This window comes from Paenibacillus sp. BK033 (assembly GCF_004345425.1).
In the GTDB taxonomy this organism is placed as follows: domain Bacteria; phylum Bacillota; class Bacilli; order Paenibacillales; family Paenibacillaceae; genus Pristimantibacillus.
Genome location: NZ_SLVP01000022.1, coordinates 1 through 17,629 on the forward strand (window position 1 = coordinate 1; position 17,629 = coordinate 17,629).

Annotated in this window: 11 protein-coding genes and 3 tRNA genes; 2 read left to right on the forward strand and 12 right to left on the reverse strand. The window is 48.5% G+C overall.

Going from position 1 to position 17,629, the window contains the following annotated elements:
- Positions 1–292: 292 nt before the first annotated feature.
- Both EV294_RS29820 and EV294_RS29825 read right to left on the reverse strand, forming a co-directional pair.
- The gene (locus EV294_RS29820; RefSeq protein WP_132313587.1) at positions 293–886 is read right to left on the reverse strand and encodes an SLOG family protein; all 594 of its coding nucleotides are present in this window, start codon (positions 884–886) and stop codon (positions 293–295) included.
- Between the two features lie 137 nt (positions 887–1,023).
- The gene (locus EV294_RS29825; protein ID WP_132313589.1) at positions 1,024–5,238 is read right to left on the reverse strand and encodes a choice-of-anchor I family protein; all 4,215 of its coding nucleotides are present in this window, start codon (positions 5,236–5,238) and stop codon (positions 1,024–1,026) included.
- Positions 5,239–5,466: 228 nt separating this feature from the next.
- Here EV294_RS29825 and uraA point away from each other — a divergent pair, with 228 nt between their 5' ends.
- The gene (uraA, locus tag EV294_RS29830; protein ID WP_132313591.1) at positions 5,467–6,774 is read left to right on the forward strand and encodes a uracil permease; all 1,308 of its coding nucleotides are present in this window, start codon (positions 5,467–5,469) and stop codon (positions 6,772–6,774) included.
- 58 nt (positions 6,775–6,832) lie between these two features.
- On the opposite strand, the gene EV294_RS29835 is transcribed toward uraA, so the two are convergent.
- The 7 genes from EV294_RS29835 to EV294_RS29865 form a co-directional block, all read right to left on the reverse strand.
- The gene (locus EV294_RS29835; protein ID WP_132313593.1) at positions 6,833–8,044 is read right to left on the reverse strand and encodes a sugar ABC transporter permease; all 1,212 of its coding nucleotides are present in this window, start codon (positions 8,042–8,044) and stop codon (positions 6,833–6,835) included.
- Between the two features lie 11 nt (positions 8,045–8,055).
- Positions 8,056–9,576 carry a sugar ABC transporter ATP-binding protein gene (locus EV294_RS29840; protein ID WP_132313595.1) on the reverse strand — a complete coding sequence of 507 codons (1,521 nt, stop codon included), beginning with the start codon at positions 9,574–9,576 and terminating at the stop codon, positions 8,056–8,058.
- 78 nt (positions 9,577–9,654) lie between these two features.
- On the reverse strand, positions 9,655–10,755 hold the full coding sequence (locus EV294_RS29845) for a sugar ABC transporter substrate-binding protein (RefSeq protein ID WP_132313597.1): 1,101 nt from the start codon (positions 10,753–10,755) through the stop codon (positions 9,655–9,657).
- Positions 10,756–10,921: 166 nt separating this feature from the next.
- Positions 10,922–12,025 (reverse strand): D-xylose ABC transporter substrate-binding protein, encoded by a 1,104-nt coding sequence (xylF, locus tag EV294_RS29850; RefSeq protein ID WP_132313599.1) that lies wholly within the window; start codon positions 12,023–12,025, stop codon positions 10,922–10,924.
- 25 nt (positions 12,026–12,050) lie between these two features.
- Complete coding sequence (locus tag EV294_RS29855) at positions 12,051–13,601, reverse strand: response regulator (RefSeq protein WP_132313601.1); 1,551 nt, start codon at positions 13,599–13,601, stop codon at positions 12,051–12,053.
- Positions 13,602–13,604: 3 nt separating this feature from the next.
- A complete protein-coding gene (locus tag EV294_RS29860; protein ID WP_132313603.1) occupies positions 13,605–15,050 on the reverse strand; it encodes a sensor histidine kinase in 1,446 nt (481 codons plus the stop codon).
- On the reverse strand, positions 15,047–16,027 hold the full coding sequence (locus EV294_RS29865) for a sugar ABC transporter substrate-binding protein (protein WP_132313605.1): 981 nt from the start codon (positions 16,025–16,027) through the stop codon (positions 15,047–15,049). The genes EV294_RS29860 and EV294_RS29865 overlap by 4 nt, the downstream gene beginning before the upstream one ends.
- Before the next feature lie 220 nt (positions 16,028–16,247).
- Between EV294_RS29865 and EV294_RS29870 the strand changes: the two genes are divergently transcribed.
- Positions 16,248–17,090, forward strand: coding sequence for a CPBP family intramembrane glutamic endopeptidase (locus EV294_RS29870; RefSeq protein WP_165930852.1), 843 nt, complete (start codon positions 16,248–16,250; stop codon positions 17,088–17,090).
- A 90-nt stretch (positions 17,091–17,180) separates the two neighbouring features.
- On the opposite strand, the gene EV294_RS29875 is transcribed toward EV294_RS29870, so the two are convergent.
- The 3 genes from EV294_RS29875 to EV294_RS29885 all read right to left on the reverse strand — a co-directional run bounded on the left by EV294_RS29875 (position 17,181) and on the right by EV294_RS29885 (position 17,438).
- Positions 17,181–17,255 (reverse strand) — tRNA-Gly (locus tag EV294_RS29875).
- A 3-nt stretch (positions 17,256–17,258) separates the two neighbouring features.
- Positions 17,259–17,333 (reverse strand) — tRNA-Gln (locus tag EV294_RS29880).
- 29 nt (positions 17,334–17,362) lie between these two features.
- Positions 17,363–17,438, reverse strand: a tRNA-His gene (locus EV294_RS29885).
- Positions 17,439–17,629 lie beyond the last annotated feature (191 nt).

Sequence of the window (17,629 nt, forward strand, 5' to 3'; positions counted from 1 at the left end):
TTGACTTGCTCATTACTTGTTTTATCGCTTTTCCGTTATTTCTAACGGGGCAGTTTCGCTCGTTGTTCAGTTTTCAAAGAACAATTTGTTTTTCGCAACAACGTTTCATATATTATCACGTTGTTCTTTTTCGTGTCAAGCACTTTTTGAAATTGTTTTTCAATCTATCAAACAATCCATTTGCGCTTTTCGTTCCAACCGCTTGTTTCTCTCGGCCGGAATTAGAATATACCATAGGCTTCTATAGCATTGCAAGTCTTTTTTTATAAAAAGTTTAAATATGCTCTATGAACTATTCTATAGGCTCATCATAATTACTCTCATACGTATCTACATACGAATCATAGCTCTCTTCTTCCGCTGCGTTCTGGATATCTTCTGCCGTAATAAGAATCAACTCGTACCCGTCTTCTTGATGCTTCTTCAGCGCTTTCTCTTTTACGTACTTCGGACTTCCCTCCGCCGCCTCTTCATCATAGAAAAGGAGCAGCCCGTCCGATTTGCGGAACAGCAATTCGTCTCTCGCCTGGAACTGCCAGGGACCGACATAAGGCTGATGGCTCACCGCCCCATAATAATCAACTTTGGCGATAATCTGGCGGTAGTATTCTTTTTTCTCGTCGTTCCATTGCTCTTCGGGATTCATAAAAGCGGTAATAATCGAGAGCTTTAACTGCGGATACAACGATTGAAGCCCAAACGCTACTTCGCATACCCATAGATCAAATCCGTATTGTCCCGGCGTAATGATCCATTCCAGTCCCTCTTCAATTAACGGGATCAGCTTGGCTTCAACCGCTTTTTTAATATAGGGGATATGTTTATGCTTCTGATTAAAGATCTGGAGCTCATGCGCCCGGTACCCGGTTGCAAACAACGTCTTCAAATGGCCACCTCATTTCGTCGTCCATCCAATATAACAGCAATAGGAGGCGGAGCGTCAGAGAATGTACGTTCTGTTTCATCCTTAACAATAAAGAAAAAGCTGCCTCCAACGGAGACAGCTCTTCTTCCGGATAATTCTTATTTGCTCATCAGCTGCATAAATACGGCAAGCATTTTGGCTGTTTCTTCGCGTGTTGCGAAATCTTGCGGCGCGAAGTAAACGCCGGAATGGCCGGCTTTCGTTTTGCCGTTGATGATGCCTGCTTGCTGAACGGCCTTCACCGCTTCCTTCACGTTTGCCTGAATAGCGCTGCCGTCTGCAAAGGTGACCGCCTTCTGGCTGGCCGGTAGATCAAAGTTCATTGCGCCCGCAAAGCGAACCAGCATGGCCGCCATTTCCGTGCGGGTAATAGAAGCCTTCGGATTAAACTTCCCGCCGCCTACTCCGCCGGTAATGCCTTTGTCCGCTGCCCATTGCACAGCCTCGGCATAATAATCGGTCTTGCGGACATCCGAGAACTTGCCTGCTTTATAGGTGCTTAACTGCGCCCCTGCGATACGGGACAGAAGAATCGTAAAGTCTGCTCTCGTAATTCGCGCTTTCGGAGAAAACTGGCTCGAGCTTGTGCCGGAAATAATGCTGCGTGCCGAAAGATACGTAATAGCGTCTTTCGCAAAGCTGGATGTTGCGTCCTTGAAGGACTTCTTGTTGTACGCTACCGCATAACGGGAGAAATGAGTGACATCAAAGCTAACCGTACCCGTAGCAGGGTCATATACACCGGACGGTACGGTTACAAGCTCGCCGTTATCCGAGACGTAATAGATGATAATCGCATTGCGGTCTTCGCTTGCCGCTGGCGTATACGGTACATGAACATGCGCAGTGCCACCGCCAAAGGTAGTAATTGCGCTGCCGTTTGCTTTTACCGCAAAATCAAACACCGGATGGCTGCCCACAGTTTTCAGGAATTCGGTACGCTTAGCTCCAGTTAAGCCTGCACCGGCCGTTACCGCATCGGACTGGCGAACGGTAATCGTAACATCATTATTTTTCGAGGATGCTTCAATAGATGCGATAGCTTTTGCGTCAAAGGATAACGTACCTACTCCCGCTTCAATCGTCAAATTCGTCAGAGCTGCATCTTTGGCGCCAGTGAAGATTCCCTTCTCGAAAACAATTGCCGCTTCTTTTGCTTTGCTGTCCGGTATGGCGGATACCGTCAAGCTGCCTGCTTGGCCGGTTGCCAATTCGCTCTGCAGTTTTTTCAAGGCAGATGTAAATTGGCTGGTTGTCACATTCGCATGCGCCTTACCCGAACCGTCCGTAGTTGCTTCAACCTTCGTCACTACATTCGCGCCGTTAGAACCTTTGTCGATTACAGTTGTACCTCCGCCATTGGATCCGCCGCTGCTTGGTTGATCCGGCGGTGTAACAACGATAGAGCCTGGTGCTACAGTTACGGTGCTTTCCGCTATAGCATATCCGTCCGCACTTGTTGCTTTTATGACGGCCGTACCTGCTTTTACAGGAGTAACCTTGCCATTCTGATCAACCGTCGCAATGCCGGAATCCGAGGAAGACCACGTAACGCTGCTCGAAGCACCGTTTGCAGGCACAACCGTTGCCGTCAATTGGCCGGCAGCTCCGCCCGCTGTAAGAGAGAGGGACTTCTGGGCAATAGACACTTGGGTTACGTTAAGTTGGTAGATGCCTACTTTACCGCCTACTTCATAAGCGACAAGCAATAGAGGCTGTCCGGTCGGGCTGACCGATGCCGGAATAAATTCGATTCCTTCCGGGCCGGTGTCCGTATCGAGATTTACTTTGCCGTCGCTGCCTTTGAACACGCGTGTATTCGTATAGTTCGCAAACTGAGGATGCTCAGGATCCGTAACGTCATAAGTCGCAAAACCGCCCGTACGCTCCAGACCAATAAACGCAAGCTCTCTGTTGCCTACTTTACCTACTTTAATATCTTCCGGCTCCGGACCTTTCTTCACGCTGCGGTCATCCATCGTGATTTTGCTGTTGCTGACGTTGAAGTAATCCGGTACGCGCTGAGCCGTAATCGTTTCGAAATCATTGCCGCTGTCGTAAACCTGATCCATCGAATCCGCATTCCAGATCGAGAACGAACGGCCTCCGTACATGTAAATGCCGTCGTTGCCCATATCGCCCGCCACTTCAATCGCGTCGTAGGCTGTCGTGTCCTTGAGAAGCTTGTAAGCTTCCGAATCAGGATCCAAGCCGCCTTTAAGCGCGCCTACCGTGCTTGCGTTTACGCGGAATTCAGATGCATCGCCTTCGTTGGCCGTTAGAATATAAGTCTTACCGTTCACCGTATAGGAAGCAGCTCCATCAGGCATGTACATGCCTTTAAATGGTACCGTCTCCAGTTGAATAGCGCCATTGGATTGAACATCCAATGCGTTGGCAGGATTATTGTAGTCTTTGAGGCCAAGCGCTTTTACCGCGGTAACTTTATGCGCGGCAATATCAACAATCGCTACGGCGTTATTCTCTTGAAGCGTTACATAAGCCGTCTTGCTGTCAGCCGAAAGCGTAATGTATTCCGGTTCCAGATCGTAGAGCGCATCTTCTTTCGAGCCGCTCGATTTAACCGTATTCGTTACGGGATCCAGCTCGCCGCGGATATGCACGCCGTCTTCAATGACAGCCGGGTCATCGAAGTATGCTTGCGTTGAAATGCCGGTTACCGTATCTACGATGGTAATGCTGCCTTTGGCATCCTGCGTAACAAGGCGCGGCTCGGCTTCATCTGCTGTCAGGACATAACGGCCATCCCCTGTCGTTTTAATCATATCCGGCTGCACGCCCGCTCCGTATTCGGTTACGTAGTTGCCGTCATAATCTAGAACAATAATTTTACCAGGCTTAAGCGGATCCTTCTCTTGCACGGATACGGAAACCCGCTTTGTCGTGTTGTTGATGTCGACGCTAGTCAGGTCGCCGTAAACGAAACCGTTTGTCTCCGACAGATCCTTCACCAGAACGGTTTTCTCCTTCGCCAGCGTGCCCGTTGCTTGACCCAAGCTTGCGATCTCGAGACTTGGAGGATTGCCGGAGCCGTTAACCAGATAAAACTTGTTGTTGTCCTTATTGTATTTCACGATCTCGGCAACCCCGCCGTCTTTGTTCGTTACGCCCAGGGAGAAGCTTCCGATCTTCTCAACCGATAGCGTATCGTTCATCTCGCGAAGCGGCTGGCCGATTGTAAGCCAGAACGATTTGGTTCCCGTCGCGGCAGGATTTGCGCTGTCCGTAGCCGTTACCGTAACAAGAGAAGACTTAGCAGCCGCCGTTGGGGTACCGGTAATTTCACCGGTTGTACTATTAAGGGTAAGGCCAGCTGGCAGATTGGTTGCACTGTAAATAAACGGTGCCGTTCCGCCGGTTGCGGCAATCGCGGCCGTATAAGCAGTGCCGATTGTCGCGCCCGCGATTGCGGTTGTTGTAATAGTGACCGGATCAACTTGAGGTGTTTCCGGCATCTCAGGTGTTGTTACTCCCCAAGGTCCAAAAGCGCCATTATGAGGAAGGGTAGCCGCCAGTTCCGTTTCTTTTCCGGCTACATTTAATGCCTCGTAATCAATTTGTTGAAAATCCGAATTATTATTATCCATATCAACAGTAGTCTTGCGGCGAATAGCTTTCTTCTTCGATGTGCCTTCGGTAGAACCTGTCGGGTATGCTGCTTCGTATCCATCGATGTCACTGCCAGTATCATTACTGCCCGTGCCAACCATATCTACATAACCAGCTGGCTTTGTATTAAACGGATTGGAGTCGGAAGCCGCAAGCTGAGTCTGATTGCTCATCAGAACGACTTTCATGCCTTTGTTATTAAAAAATTGCGTATCCCATGCCTGATCAGCCTTTCCGGTAATGCTGATTTTGGCATCACCTGCGTTTGCAGCCACATTTGCTGTCGCCCCCGTGATTAGGAAAGAGGAATGTGCTTTTATCGTGCCGGTCAAATCAAGCTTCTTCCAGTCTGATGTAATTGCTCCTGTTGTCGCACTGGTACCGCGATCGTTATATTGCAAAGACCATCCGGAGAGATTGATATCGTTATCGGTTTGATTGTAAAGCTCAATAAAGCCGTTAGTGAAATAAACCCCAGTTGAAGCAGCTGTTCCACCACCGTATACCTGATTGATAATTACGTGCGGAACACTGACGTTGTATTCATTAGAAGGATTGTAAGGAGTACCCGCCACCGGAGTTACGCCGCCATCCGCCATTGCCACGCCAGTCCCCATCAACGCCGTAGCGGCGATTTCGGCAGCAAGGAAAACGGACAAGAAGCGTCTGCTTTTATTGATCATTTATTAGTTTCACTCCCATTTCATAGATTCTACTAAAATTGTAAGGGGGGAATGTTTTCTAAAGGTTAATAGCGAGTTTAAGATATTGTAAACAATTGTTATATTGCATCTTGAATAATCGCATACGGCGCATGGATTAAGAAATGTCTTGCCAAGCAACACTATACTTATGTAAAATCGAGCAAGTTGCGCAAAAGTTTACTTTATGTTATGGAGGGTTACAGCTAGATGAAACCACAAGAAATCGGCGTCCATGAACGGCCGCCATTGGGCCAAAGCCTCATGCTGAGCATCCAGCATCTGTTCGCGATGTTTGGCTCGACCGTACTCGTTCCGAATCTGCTTGGCGTTGATCCGGCGATTTGTCTTCTTATGAACGGTATCGGCACCTTGATTTATCTATTTATTGTAAAAGGCAAAATTCCCGCGTATCTCGGTTCCAGCTTTGCGTTTATTGCGCCTGCCGGAGCGGTTATCGGCAACCACGCTTCCCACGGTGACGGTTATTCCGCCGCACTTGGCGGATTTATTGCGGCCGGCGTTGTTTTCACGGTAGTTGCCCTCATTATTCAAGCTGCGGGTACCGGATGGATTAACGTCATTTTCCCGCCTGCCGCAATGGGCGCCATTGTAGCGGTTATTGGACTTGAGCTTATCCCGGTTGCAGCCGGAATGGCCGGATGGATCAAAGCGCCTAGCGCACCCGCTAACCAGGCTTGGACACCAGACGGTACGGCCATTACGATTTCCATCGTCACCTTGCTTATTACAGTTCTTGGTTCCGTCCTGTTCCGCGGCTTCATGCGTATCATTCCGATTCTGGTCGGTATTGTAAGCGGCTATGTGCTTGCTTACTTCCTGGACTTCACCAACTTCGATAATGTATCGGCGAGCAATTGGTTAGCGGCTCCAACCTTTACGACACCAACATTTGAGTGGGCGGCCATTCTGACGATTGTTCCCGCTTCCCTGGTTGTTTTGGCTGAACATATCGGACACTTGATCGTAACCGGCAATATTGTAAAAAAAGACCTGTCCAAAGATCCGGGCTTGCACCGTTCCCTGCTCGGCAACGGGATTTCGACACTTCTGTCCGGTTTCCTAGGTTCTACGCCAAACACGACCTATGGTGAAAATATCGGCGTACTCGCGATTACGCGGGTCTACTCCACCTTCGTCATTGGCGGTGCGGCTGTATTTGCGATCCTGCTGTCGTTCTTCGGAAAGTTCTCGGCACTGATCGCTGGCATTCCCGCTCCGGTAATGGGCGGCGTATCCCTCTTGCTCTTCGGCGTTATCGCAGCTTCCGGCCTCCGGATGCTCGTTGAATCGAAAATCGATTACAGCAAACCAACCAATCTCTACCTGACGACGGTTGTTCTTGTAACCGGCCTTAGCGGCGCCAAAATTACAATCGGCGACTTCTCCCTATCGGGTATGGCGCTTGCAACGGTAACCGCGATTATTCTCAGCTTGCTGTTCAAGCTGTTCGAAATCACTCGTCTCTCCAATGATTCGGAAGCTTCCGGCCATTAATAAGTAATGACAAAAGCCCAGTAGGCCAAAGAGCCGCTGGGCTTTTCTTTTACAAAGACTAGCTTCTTTTTCTACGCGTCATAACGTCGAAGATTACGGCAACCGCAAGCACGCCGCCGCGAATCATATATTGATAGGAGATGCCTACCCCCATCAGGTTCATGCCGCTCGAGAGCGAAGCCATTACAATCGCACCGATAATCGAACCGGTTATTTTACCAACGCCGCCTGCTGCCGATACACCGCCAACATATGCAGCTGCGATGGCGTCCAGCTCGAACAGCGTGCCGGCCGTTGTTGTTGCCGACTGCAGACGCGCCGTGAACAGAATGCCGGATAACGCAGAGAGAAGACCCATCGAACCAAATACGATGTAGGTAATCTTTTTTACGTTGATGCCGCTAAGATGAGCCGCTTCCGGGTTGCTGCCCACCGCATAGATGTGACGGCCAAGCACAGTGCTTGTTGTCAGGAAATGATAGATGACGACAACCGCCAGCATAATAATGACCGTCCAAGAGAAGCCGTTGTATCCAGCAATAATATAAGTAATGTAAGCGATAATCGCAGATACGAAAGCCAGCTTGACGGTAAACATGCCTTTGGAGATGACTTCGAACTGATACTTGATTTTGTTCCGGCGTTTGCTGACCTCGAAGTAGATAAACAGCAGAATAACGAGCAAGCCGAGAAACAAAGAAAGGAAGTTCAGATCATTCATTTTGAACAAGGAAGGAATATAGCCATTGCCAAGCGCGTTGAAATGCTCATCCTTAACGATGATGGTACCCGTCTTCTCCGTTACGCGAAGAAGAGCGCCGCGGAAGATTAACATGCCGGCAAGAGAAGCTACGAATGACGGAATGCCCAGCGAGGCAACAAGCACGCCGTTGAACAAGCCGACAATAATACCGAAGATCAAGATGATCGGAATGGTGAGATAGACAGGAACTCCCGCCTGCGATAATAATATAGCTGCGATCGCACCGAGGAAACCAGCCGCAAAACCTACCGACAAGTCAATGTGACGAATCACGATGACAAGCGTCATGCCTACCGCTAGTACCGCGATGTATCCGGTAGCATCAAGCAGATTACTGATATTCCGGGAAGACATAAACAGGCCGTCCGTCAGAATGGAGAACGTCAGCATGATAACGAACAAAGCAATATACATGCCGTATTCACGGATGTTTACTTTCAGCAATGATTTTCCTTCAGTCAAAATATTTTTGGGATGTTCCTTTTTCCCCTCAGTGACTAAGTTCATGGGTGATCCTCCTATTGCGTTGCAAATTGCATAATATTTTCCTGGTTCGCTTCTTCTATTGGAAGCTCGCCTTTAATTGCGCCTTCGGCCATTACATAAATCCGGTCGCTCATGCCGAGAATTTCCCCAAGCTCGGAAGAGATCATAATGATGCTCATCCCTTCTGCAATCAGCTTGTTCATAATCGTATAAATCTCGAATTTGGCGCCTACGTCGATGCCGCGGGTCGGTTCATCCAAGATGAGCAGCTGCGGCCCAACAAACAGCCACTTGCCAAGCGAAACCTTCTGTTGATTACCACCGCTTAGATTGCCTACAATTTGTTCGATGGATGGCGCCTTCACGTTTAATGAGTTTTTATAATTGCTGGCGATCCGGATTTCCTTATTGTCATTGATGACGCCATTATTAGAAATGCCGTTCAGATTGGCGGCGGAGATATTGTTCTTAATGTCCTGGATCAGGAACAACCCGTCGCCTTTCCGGTCTTCCGTCACATATGCGATACCGTCCCGGATCGCATCCTTCGGATGCTTGAACGATCTGGGGGAGCCGTTAACAAGCAGCTCGCCTTGCAGTTTATAAGACTTTGGATTGCCGAAGATGCTGCGAGCAAGCTCGGTCCGTCCTGAGCCCATCAAGCCGGCTATTCCGACGATTTCTCCTTTTTTAACATGCAGATTCACGTTCTTGACGACATGCCTGCCAAGCTGAGGATCGTATGCGGTCCAGTCCTTTACCTCAAGAATGGTGCCGCCAAAAGATTTATTGGCTCTCTTCGGATAAATATCTTCGATTTCACGGCCAACCATGTTGCGGATAATCGTATTTTCCGTTATTTCCCCTTTGGAACCGTCCAAGGTACAAATTGTGCGTCCATCGCGCAGCACCGTTGCTTTGTCAGCAATGGAGATGACTTCTTTCAGCTTGTGGGAAATCATAATGCAAGTTATTCCCTGCTTCTTCAGCTCCCGCAGAAGCTCGAGCAGATTTTCGCTGTCATTCTCGTTCAATGCTGCCGTTGGTTCGTCCAGGATAAGCAGCTTTACGTTTTTGCTTAACGCTTTGGCGATCTCAACCAGCTGCTGCTTGCCCACACCTAGGTCTTTGATCAGCATTTCGGGATTTACATTCAGTCCAACTCTTTGAAGCATTTTCTTGGCTTCCGCTATCGTCTTGTTCCAATCCACTACCGAGCCGCGTTTAATCTCATTGCCCGCAAAAATATTCTCGTAAACCGTAAGGTCCGGGAACAATGCCAGCTCCTGATAAATGATCGCGATGCCGGCTTTAACGCTGTCGCTGATTTTATGGAAAGCCTGAATATCGTCTTCAAAAACAATATCGCCTTTATACGTGCCATACGGGTAAACGCCGCTCAGAACCTTCATCAGAGTGGATTTGCCTGCCCCATTCTCGCCGATGAGACAATGAATTTCACCCTTCTCTACCTTGAAGTTTACGTCGGAGAGCGCCTTGACCCCTGTAAATTCCTTCGAGATGTTGTTCATCTCCAAAATGTACTTGCTCATCGCTATGCACTCCTACAAGTAAGGAATAGCGATAGACGAATCCATCACTATTCCTCCTTAAACTTTATTCGTTTAAGATCACAGACCCGTGAAATCACTCGCCGCGTAGTAAGCCGAATCGATCAGTTCTTTTTTCACGTTGTCTTTGTTCACGACGATTACGTCGGTTTGTTTTGCTTTTACATCAACCTTACCGTTGTTATAAGAGCCATTAGTTGCAGGATCATTGCCGTCCAGAATATCTACGGCCATACCCATAGCGTCTTTCACAAGCGTACGAACGTCTTTGAATACCGTCATCGATTGGTTGCCGTCGATTACGTATTGAACTGAAGCCTTCTCCGCGTCTTGACCCGTTACAACATAGCTTGTTACCGCGCTGTCGGCAGCAAATACGTCAGCGATCGAACGGGCAGTACCGTCGTTTGGAGCAAGGATGGCTACATCGCCTTTCATGTCGGCGCTTGCTGCAGTCAAGTGAGTTTGAGCTTTGTTTTTCGCTTCGTTTGGTTCCCAGTTCGTTGTCACTTGACCGATGATTTTGCTCAATTCGTCACGGGAAAGTTCCGCTTTGTCTTTTAAAGCTACAGCTTCGCTGGAGTTAGCGATTTTAAAAGTGCCGTCAGCGATCTTAGGCTGCAGTACTTTCCATGCACCGCCAAAGAATAGGAACGCGTTGTTATCGGATGCTGCGCCAGCGTACAGATAAAGCGGTTGGCCGTTGCCTTTTGCATTGTCAACCAGGTATTGAGCTTGTTTTGCGCCTACAGCTTCGTTGTCAAATGTTACGTAGTAGTCAACTGCATCCGTGTTGGTGATCAAACGGTCATAGGAGATCACCTTGATGCCTTCTTTTTTCGCCGCTTCGGCAGCTCCAGCAGCAGCTGCGCCGTCTTGTGGACAGATTATAAGTACTTTGATGCCTTTATTGATCAATGTTTCTACGTTTTCTTTTTCTTTCGCAGAAGAACCTTGGCTGAACAAAATCTCAGTTGTGTATTTGGAGCCTTTAAGAGCATCCTTGAAGCGCTGCTCGTCTTGAACCCATCTTGGCTCATCTTTCGTCGGCAATACGATCCCAACGCTTACTTTGCTGTCGCCTTTGCCGCAAGCCGCAACCAAAGCCGTGAGCAGCATAACAACCATTAACAGTGCAAATGCCTTGAAGCTCTTTTTCATTTTTGTTACCCCTCCATAAGGTCTTTATTTACTTACAGGACCAACTATAGCATGGGTAACTTCCAATGAAAGCGCTATTATATAGCACTCTTTTATAACCGCCTAGACTTTTTTAAGCTGCACAAAAAAAGACTAGCCAGTCTGGGGACCGGCTAGTCTTTGCCTCTTATTTCTTAACGATATTCTTATAAACGTCCTCGCGGGAATGGAAGCCGTCGGCGATAATCGTCTCGTCAATATTGGATTTGTCTACCGCGATCGGGGACAGCAGTACGGAAGGAACTTCAATCTTGCCGTTGTTAACGGTTCGGTCTGCGCCAGTATCCTCGCCTTTTGCAAGCTTGACGGCCAGCTCCGCTGCTTTATCCGCAAGCAGCTTGATCGGCTTATACACGGTCATCGTCTGAGTCCCTTCCACGATTCGCTGCGCAGCCGCAAGCTCGGCATCTTGACCGGCTACCGGAAGTTTACCTGCTAGCCCCTGCCCGGCAAGCGCCTGAACGACTCCGCCCGCCGTTGCGTCATTGGCCGCAATAACCGCATCTATCCGGTTGTCATTGGCGAGGAGAGCCTCCTTCATATTCGCTAGTGCGTTAACCGGTGTCCAGTCCTTCGTCCATTGGTCATAGACAACCGTAATATCGCCGCGGTCAATAAACGGCTGCAGCACATTAAATACGCCTTGCTTGAACAAATGCGCGTTATTGTCGGTGTCCGCTCCGCCGATATAGACGAATTTCCCCTTAGGCACAAGCTTTGTAATTGCTTCCGCCTGGAGCTCCCCTACAGCTTCATTATCGAACGATACGTAGAGATCAACGTCGGCATTTTTAATCAAACGGTCATACGCCAGCACTTTAATACCTGCCGAATGGGCTTTCTTCACAATGGCTGCCGTTGCATCCGCATTATGGGGAACAACGACCAGAATATCGACCCCTTCGCTGATTAACGCTTCAGCCTGGGAGATTTGCTTAGCGTCATCCCCGTTAGCGGCAATAATCTCTACCTCCGCACCAAGCGCCTCGCAGGCCTCCCGGAACAAATCCCGGTCCTTCAGCCAGCGTTCTTCAAGAAGGGTGTCCATGGAAAATCCGATTTTAATCTTTTTGTCCGTATCTATCTGATCCGCAGAATCCGTTACTGCTGGCTCAGGCTGCTTGATGTTCTCGCCCGAGGTTCCGTTGCTCTCGCATGCCGTTAAGAAAAAGCAGACCACCAAAGCGGCAATAAACAGGATTGACCTTCTCCTAAAGAAACCGAGTTTCATGTGTTCCTCTTCCTTTTAACGTTATTTAGCTTGAGGCCAATTTGCCAAGAAGGGTCTTGCGGTATTCCGTCGGAGAAACCTCGCACATTTTCTTGAATACCTTGCTGAAATAATTCGGATCATGATAGCCAACCATGTAAGTAATCTCCTTCAAGCTTCGCTCGGGATCGCCCATCAGCTTGATCGCTTTCTTGATCCGGCACTCCGTCAAAAAGTCGATATAGTTGACGCCGAGCTGGTCTTTGAACATTTTGCTGATGTAAAAAGGACTTAAACCAACCATTCTCCCAATCGCTTCAAGAGAAATATCCTCATGGGAATGTTCGGTAATATACTGCTTGATCTGCTGAATCGCATCCGGTTCTATCCGATCATGGTGCTCGGCGAACGATTGTCTCATCCGCTCCAGCAATAGCTCCGATTCCGCCCTTAGCTGCCTGTAATCCTGCGCGTGGAATGAGAACATCGGCGTATCCATCTCGACTCCCATCTCCACCAATACACGGGAAGTGATCCAGAGGAGCTCGAGCACTCGCTGCTGCGTATGCAGGAGACTGGCCCCTTCATTCTCGTACCGGCGGATAAAATCCATCAAATCAATTCGGACCTGCTCCCATTGCCCAAGCCGGATCCGGTCGAACAGCTGCTGCTCCAGCTGCTTAACGGGATAGCCGTCCCGCATAACGCCTAATGCAGGAGTATCCTCATAAAACCGGTATTTGACCGGAAGCGAAGGATCCATCGAAGCATATAAGGCTTCTTGGTACGATTGACGGATTTGATCCAAGGTTTCGCATACGTTTCCAATTCCGATAAACCAGCCTTCATTTTGACCTTCAGCCTTTACGGCAGCAAGCAATTCACGCGCCATGGTCATGGCCTGGGAACGGTACGAACGGTCTGCCTCAGGAAATACAATAATCGGGATTTGTCGGCCATACATGGCCCCAACCCAGCCGCTGCCCATGCTGCGAACCTTTTCCTTAATGACGGAATAACGGCTCTCCGCCCCCGGTGGGAGCAAGACGTTCATGGCATATTTCTCATTGCCGATGTTCATGCCAAGCAATCCTACCAGTTCATCCAAATGCACCTCGTGCACATGATCAAACAATAGCTGCGTAACGATGTCGGTTTCGATAATGGGCAATACTCTCTGCAAGGCAGAACGCTGAAGCTCCGTTGTCTCCGCCGACTTCCGTTCCTCTTCGATGAGATGTAATACACGCTCTACGGTTGCCACAATCTCCGTAGCCTTGCTAGGCTTCAGCAGATAGTCCTTGACTCCAAGCTTGATCGCTTTGCGGGCGTAGTCAAACGTATCATAGGCGGTCACCATAATGAATTTGATTGCAGGCTGGCTTTTACTTATCAATTCCACCGCTTCAAGACCGTTAATGCCCGGCATCTTCACGTCCATCAGAATCAAGTCGGGTCGAAACTCCTCGGCAAGCTGGACAGCCATATTCCCGTTCTTCGCTTGTTCAATGCGGATTTCAGGCAGTCCATGCTGCAGGATCGCCTTTAACCCTTCCCGTTCAATCTGCTCATCATCCACAATTAACAGCTTATACATGATTTATCCGGCCTCCTTTTCCTTAGGCAGCTTCAAGATCACTTTTGTCCCTTTTCCTACTTCGCTTTGGATGGCCAGAACATCTTCCCGGCCGTAATACAGCTTAAGCCGATTAATGACATTCCCGAAGCCGATGCCTGTTGAATGTCCGTCCCCTTCTTGCGAAGCGAAACGATCCTCCATGATTTGCGATATTGTATCCTCGGACATGCCGCTGCCTTCATCTTCTATCTCAATGATGACATCATTGGCTTCATTCCTGATTCGGAAGGTTATCTTTCCTCCCTCTTCAAGCGGCTCGATGGCATGGATAACCGCATTTTCAATAATGGGTTGTATCGTAAGACCCGGAATCTGAACATACAGGCAATCCTCATCTACTTCCTCTTCGAAACGCAGCCGTTCCGTAAACCTGGTCTTCTGGATAAAAATATATTCCCTGAGCACGCGCACCTCTTCATATAATGTAACCGGCCGATCGAGACGCTTGAGGTTGTAACGGAGCAGTCTGGCGACACTGGTCAGAAGATCGCTTGTTTCAAGCGATCCCTCCAGATATGCTTTTTTGGATAACGTATCCAACGTGTTAAATAAAAAATGGGGATTAATCTGGCTTTGCAGACTTCTCAGCTGGCTCTCCTGAAGAAGCAGCTTGTTTTTCTGAAGCTCACTCTCCAGCTGGGCCTTATGCTGCATCTCGGAAATCAAATTGTTAATATTGATCCTCATCCGGTCGAAGGTTTTGGCCAGGAAGGAAATCTCGTCATTGGCGTTGATCTCGATATGAGTGTCAAATCTTCCTCGCGAGAGTTCGCGGGCCGCTTGGGTAAGGCGCTGGATCGGACGCGTGATGCTGAGCGAGAACCAATAGGTGAAAAGCAAGAGGAGGAAAGTGATCAGCGCCAGCATCCATACTCCAAGCTTCTTCAGCTCCACAGACTGCATAATCATGCCGCGGTAGAACTGGTCGTACGTCTGCAGCTCGGTACCGAGCAGCGTTAGCGTCATCTCCGAAATATACTTCGACAATCGCGTTGCTTCCGTAAAATCATTCAGCGCTTCTTCGTTGTTCTTCTCGTTCAGAAGCCGGATGGACCGGTTCGTGGAGTCAACCAGACTGTCGATCAGATTCAAATAATTGGTTAGGGTAAAATGATTGCTGTTGTTGCGCAGATCAGCGATATGCAGCTGCGCGTTCAGCAGTCGCTGCCGATCCCCCTCGACATTCGAAAGCTTCGAAGGCGTTGGCGTTTGTATGTAGTTGTTAAGCGAAGTGACCAGCTGCTGGCTGGACGCGCTTACCTCGTTCATTTGCAGGTAGCGCTGCAAGATGTCATTGTATTGATCCTGCATTTTCTGATTGTAGTACGTGAGAATAAACCAGATGGCGACCATAATAAACAAAACGATAGCGGTTAGCGACAAAATCTTTTTTTGGACTGTATTCATTGGACTTCATCCGCCTTAAGGAGTCGAATATCCGTATAATAACCGTCATAGTTAAGCGGAAACGTATCGCCTTTCAGCCACTGCACCATCAGCTGTACGCCAAGCTCGCCCATCATTTCCGGGGACTGCTCGATAATGCCGCTCATCTTCTTCTCCTTCAGCAAGGTCTTGATTTCCGGGCTGTCGTCAAAGGAGTAAATGTGGAACTTGCTCAGCTGCGCGCGCTTGCCAATCTCCTGCACCATCGCGCTTGCGTTGTTCGCCGTGACCGATACAAAGGCGGCTACATTCGGTTCTTTATTCATAATTTCGTTGGTGGCCGCAACAACTTTCTCCCTTGTATCCCCTGCTACTACCGTAATAGGTTCTATGTCCGGATAGAACTTCAGGAGGTTAAGAATCCCGTTAAGGCGCTTGCTCTGAAAATCCTCCTGACGGTCCGAGACCATCAGGACAACCTTGCCTTTTTGACCAAGATCCTCGGCTAGCTGCGTGCCTATCATTTGACCTGCTTTATAATGATCGGAACCGATATAGGTCCGCCTTAAGCTGTCTTCAATAGGCACGTCATTAGCGATCGTGAAGATCGGAATGCCGTTTCCGGCAGCCTTAACCGTTGCCAGTTGATTAAACTCATCGGTATTTAATCCCTGTACCAGAATGCCGTCCACCTTTGAAGCAATCGCGATCTCCATATTTTTCAGAAAATCCTCCTGATTAGTTCCATAGCTGCCCCATACCTCCAGTTCGGCCCCATACTTGGAAGCGGCTTTAACTGCCCCGTTCTCCACCTTATCCCAGAACGGTGTATCCATTTCCTGCGTAATCAGGATGAGACGGTAACCGGGTTTATTCGCGCTGCCCACATCGGCAGGAGCTGACAAATTATAGTGAAACACATGAATAAAGGAAGAGAGAGTAAACCCAAGCAATACCAGACAGATTGCAGATAACAGGACAATGACGAGTTTCCTCATTTGTCGGCTCCTTTGTCTATAAACCAATAAACTAAAACGCTTTCATCGATAGTTGCCCTCATCATAGCACAATAGACCTAGTCAAGAAATGTAAATTTTTCGTCCATAAAGAATTGACATAAAAATAATCGGAAAGTTATAATTTTGTAGCAGTAATGGATGAATATGGTATTTAAAATGATGTATTTGGATGGTGGTTATAATTAAAAGATTCTTTAGCGTGGCGGGCAAAATTGTATTAAGCGGTTTACTCCCTATCGGAATAATGATTGTAGTGGGTATCGGCTACGCGATCTACGCTGTCGCAACAGGCGCCGATATCGATGAGATCACTAAGGTTGGAGAGGCCCGCTGGACGCAGTACCTGCAGACGGTGCTGTTTATCGGGTCTGCCTTTGCCATGTATGCGTGGTTTGAACGCAAGCGCAAATGGCCGCTGGGACTGAAGCAGAAGCATGGAATCGATCGCGGTCTTCAGGGCTTTTTTGCAGGAATTCTCCTTATGACCGTCTCTTCCGTTCTGATCTGGGCAGCAGGCGGAGTAAGCTTGGAAGCCTCGGAATGGAACCAAACCTTAATCCTATCTTTGCTTGAAGGTATTATTTTATACCTATTTGTCGCGTTATCCGAAGAGTTATTCACACGTGGGTACATTCAGGGACTTATTAAATATCACTACGGAACACCGGCAGCTATAATCATAAGCTCGATTATTTTTGCACTTATGCACAGTATGAATCCCAATATGTACGAGACGCCGTTTCCGTTCTTCAATATTTGTCTGGCGGGCATCCTCTTCTCGATAGCAAGGGAGCTGACCGGAGGTTTGTGGTGGCCAATTGGACTGCATATGAGCTGGAACTTCTTCCAAGGCTACGTATACGGCTTTCAAGTATCCGGAACGAAGCCCGTGCCCGCCGTCCTTCAAGTAACGGATAACGGCCCTATCCAGCTGTCAGGCGGAGAGTTTGGCGCGGAAGGAAGCTACATGGCCTCTGTTGTCCTTATCCTCGGAATCATTACCGTCTATTTTCTTTACAGAAAGAAAAACAAAACAGATTGATGCTTTTAAGCGCTGACACATGGTCAGCGTTTTTGTGTGAAAATATAAAAAAGATTACTTCGTCTCTGAAGTAATCTTGTGTTTGTTATATGGAGCGGAAGACGGGAATCGAACCCGCGACCCTCGCCTTGGCAAGGCGATGCTCTACCGCTGAGCCACTTCCGCAAATGGCTGGGGATCAAGGATTCGAACCTTGGAGTGACGGAGTCAAAGTCCGTTGCCTTACCGCTTGGCTAATCCCCAACGTTTATAGGTTATTTTTTAAAGTAAAATGGGGCGATCGATGGGACTTGAACCCACGAATGCCGGAGCCACAGACCGGTGCGTTAACCCCTTCGCCACGACCGCCATATAAATCGGTGTAATTTACACCTTGAAAACTGGATGCGAAAGTTTGAATTCCTTAAGTTCATTTATGGGGCCCCCGCAAAGTACACGGAAGTAACTCCGAAGCATTTGCTTCACTTTGTGGGGTATCCAAGTTTATGCTTCCGAAGTACGTTTCCTTCGGAAACGTTGTAGGATAAGCCCTCGACCGA

What these genes read in the sequence shown, in the direction of transcription:
- EV294_RS29825 (WP_132313589.1), bottom strand. Translation starts at nt 5,238, where the DNA reads ATGATCAATAAAAGCAGACGCTTCTTGTCCGTTTTCCTTGCTGCCGAA.
- uraA (WP_132313591.1), top strand. Translation starts at nt 5,467, where the DNA reads ATGAAACCACAAGAAATCGGCGTCCATGAACGGCCGCCATTGGGCCAA.
- EV294_RS29835 (WP_132313593.1), bottom strand. Translation starts at nt 8,044, where the DNA reads ATGAACTTAGTCACTGAGGGGAAAAAGGAACATCCCAAAAATATTTTG.
- EV294_RS29840 (WP_132313595.1), bottom strand. Translation starts at nt 9,576, where the DNA reads ATGAGCAAGTACATTTTGGAGATGAACAACATCTCGAAGGAATTTACA.
- EV294_RS29845 (WP_132313597.1), bottom strand. Translation starts at nt 10,755, where the DNA reads ATGAAAAAGAGCTTCAAGGCATTTGCACTGTTAATGGTTGTTATGCTG.
- xylF (WP_132313599.1), bottom strand. Translation starts at nt 12,025, where the DNA reads ATGAAACTCGGTTTCTTTAGGAGAAGGTCAATCCTGTTTATTGCCGCT.
- EV294_RS29855 (WP_132313601.1), bottom strand. Translation starts at nt 13,601, where the DNA reads ATGTATAAGCTGTTAATTGTGGATGATGAGCAGATTGAACGGGAAGGG.
- EV294_RS29860 (WP_132313603.1), bottom strand. Translation starts at nt 15,050, where the DNA reads ATGAATACAGTCCAAAAAAAGATTTTGTCGCTAACCGCTATCGTTTTG.
- EV294_RS29865 (WP_132313605.1), bottom strand. Translation starts at nt 16,027, where the DNA reads ATGAGGAAACTCGTCATTGTCCTGTTATCTGCAATCTGTCTGGTATTG.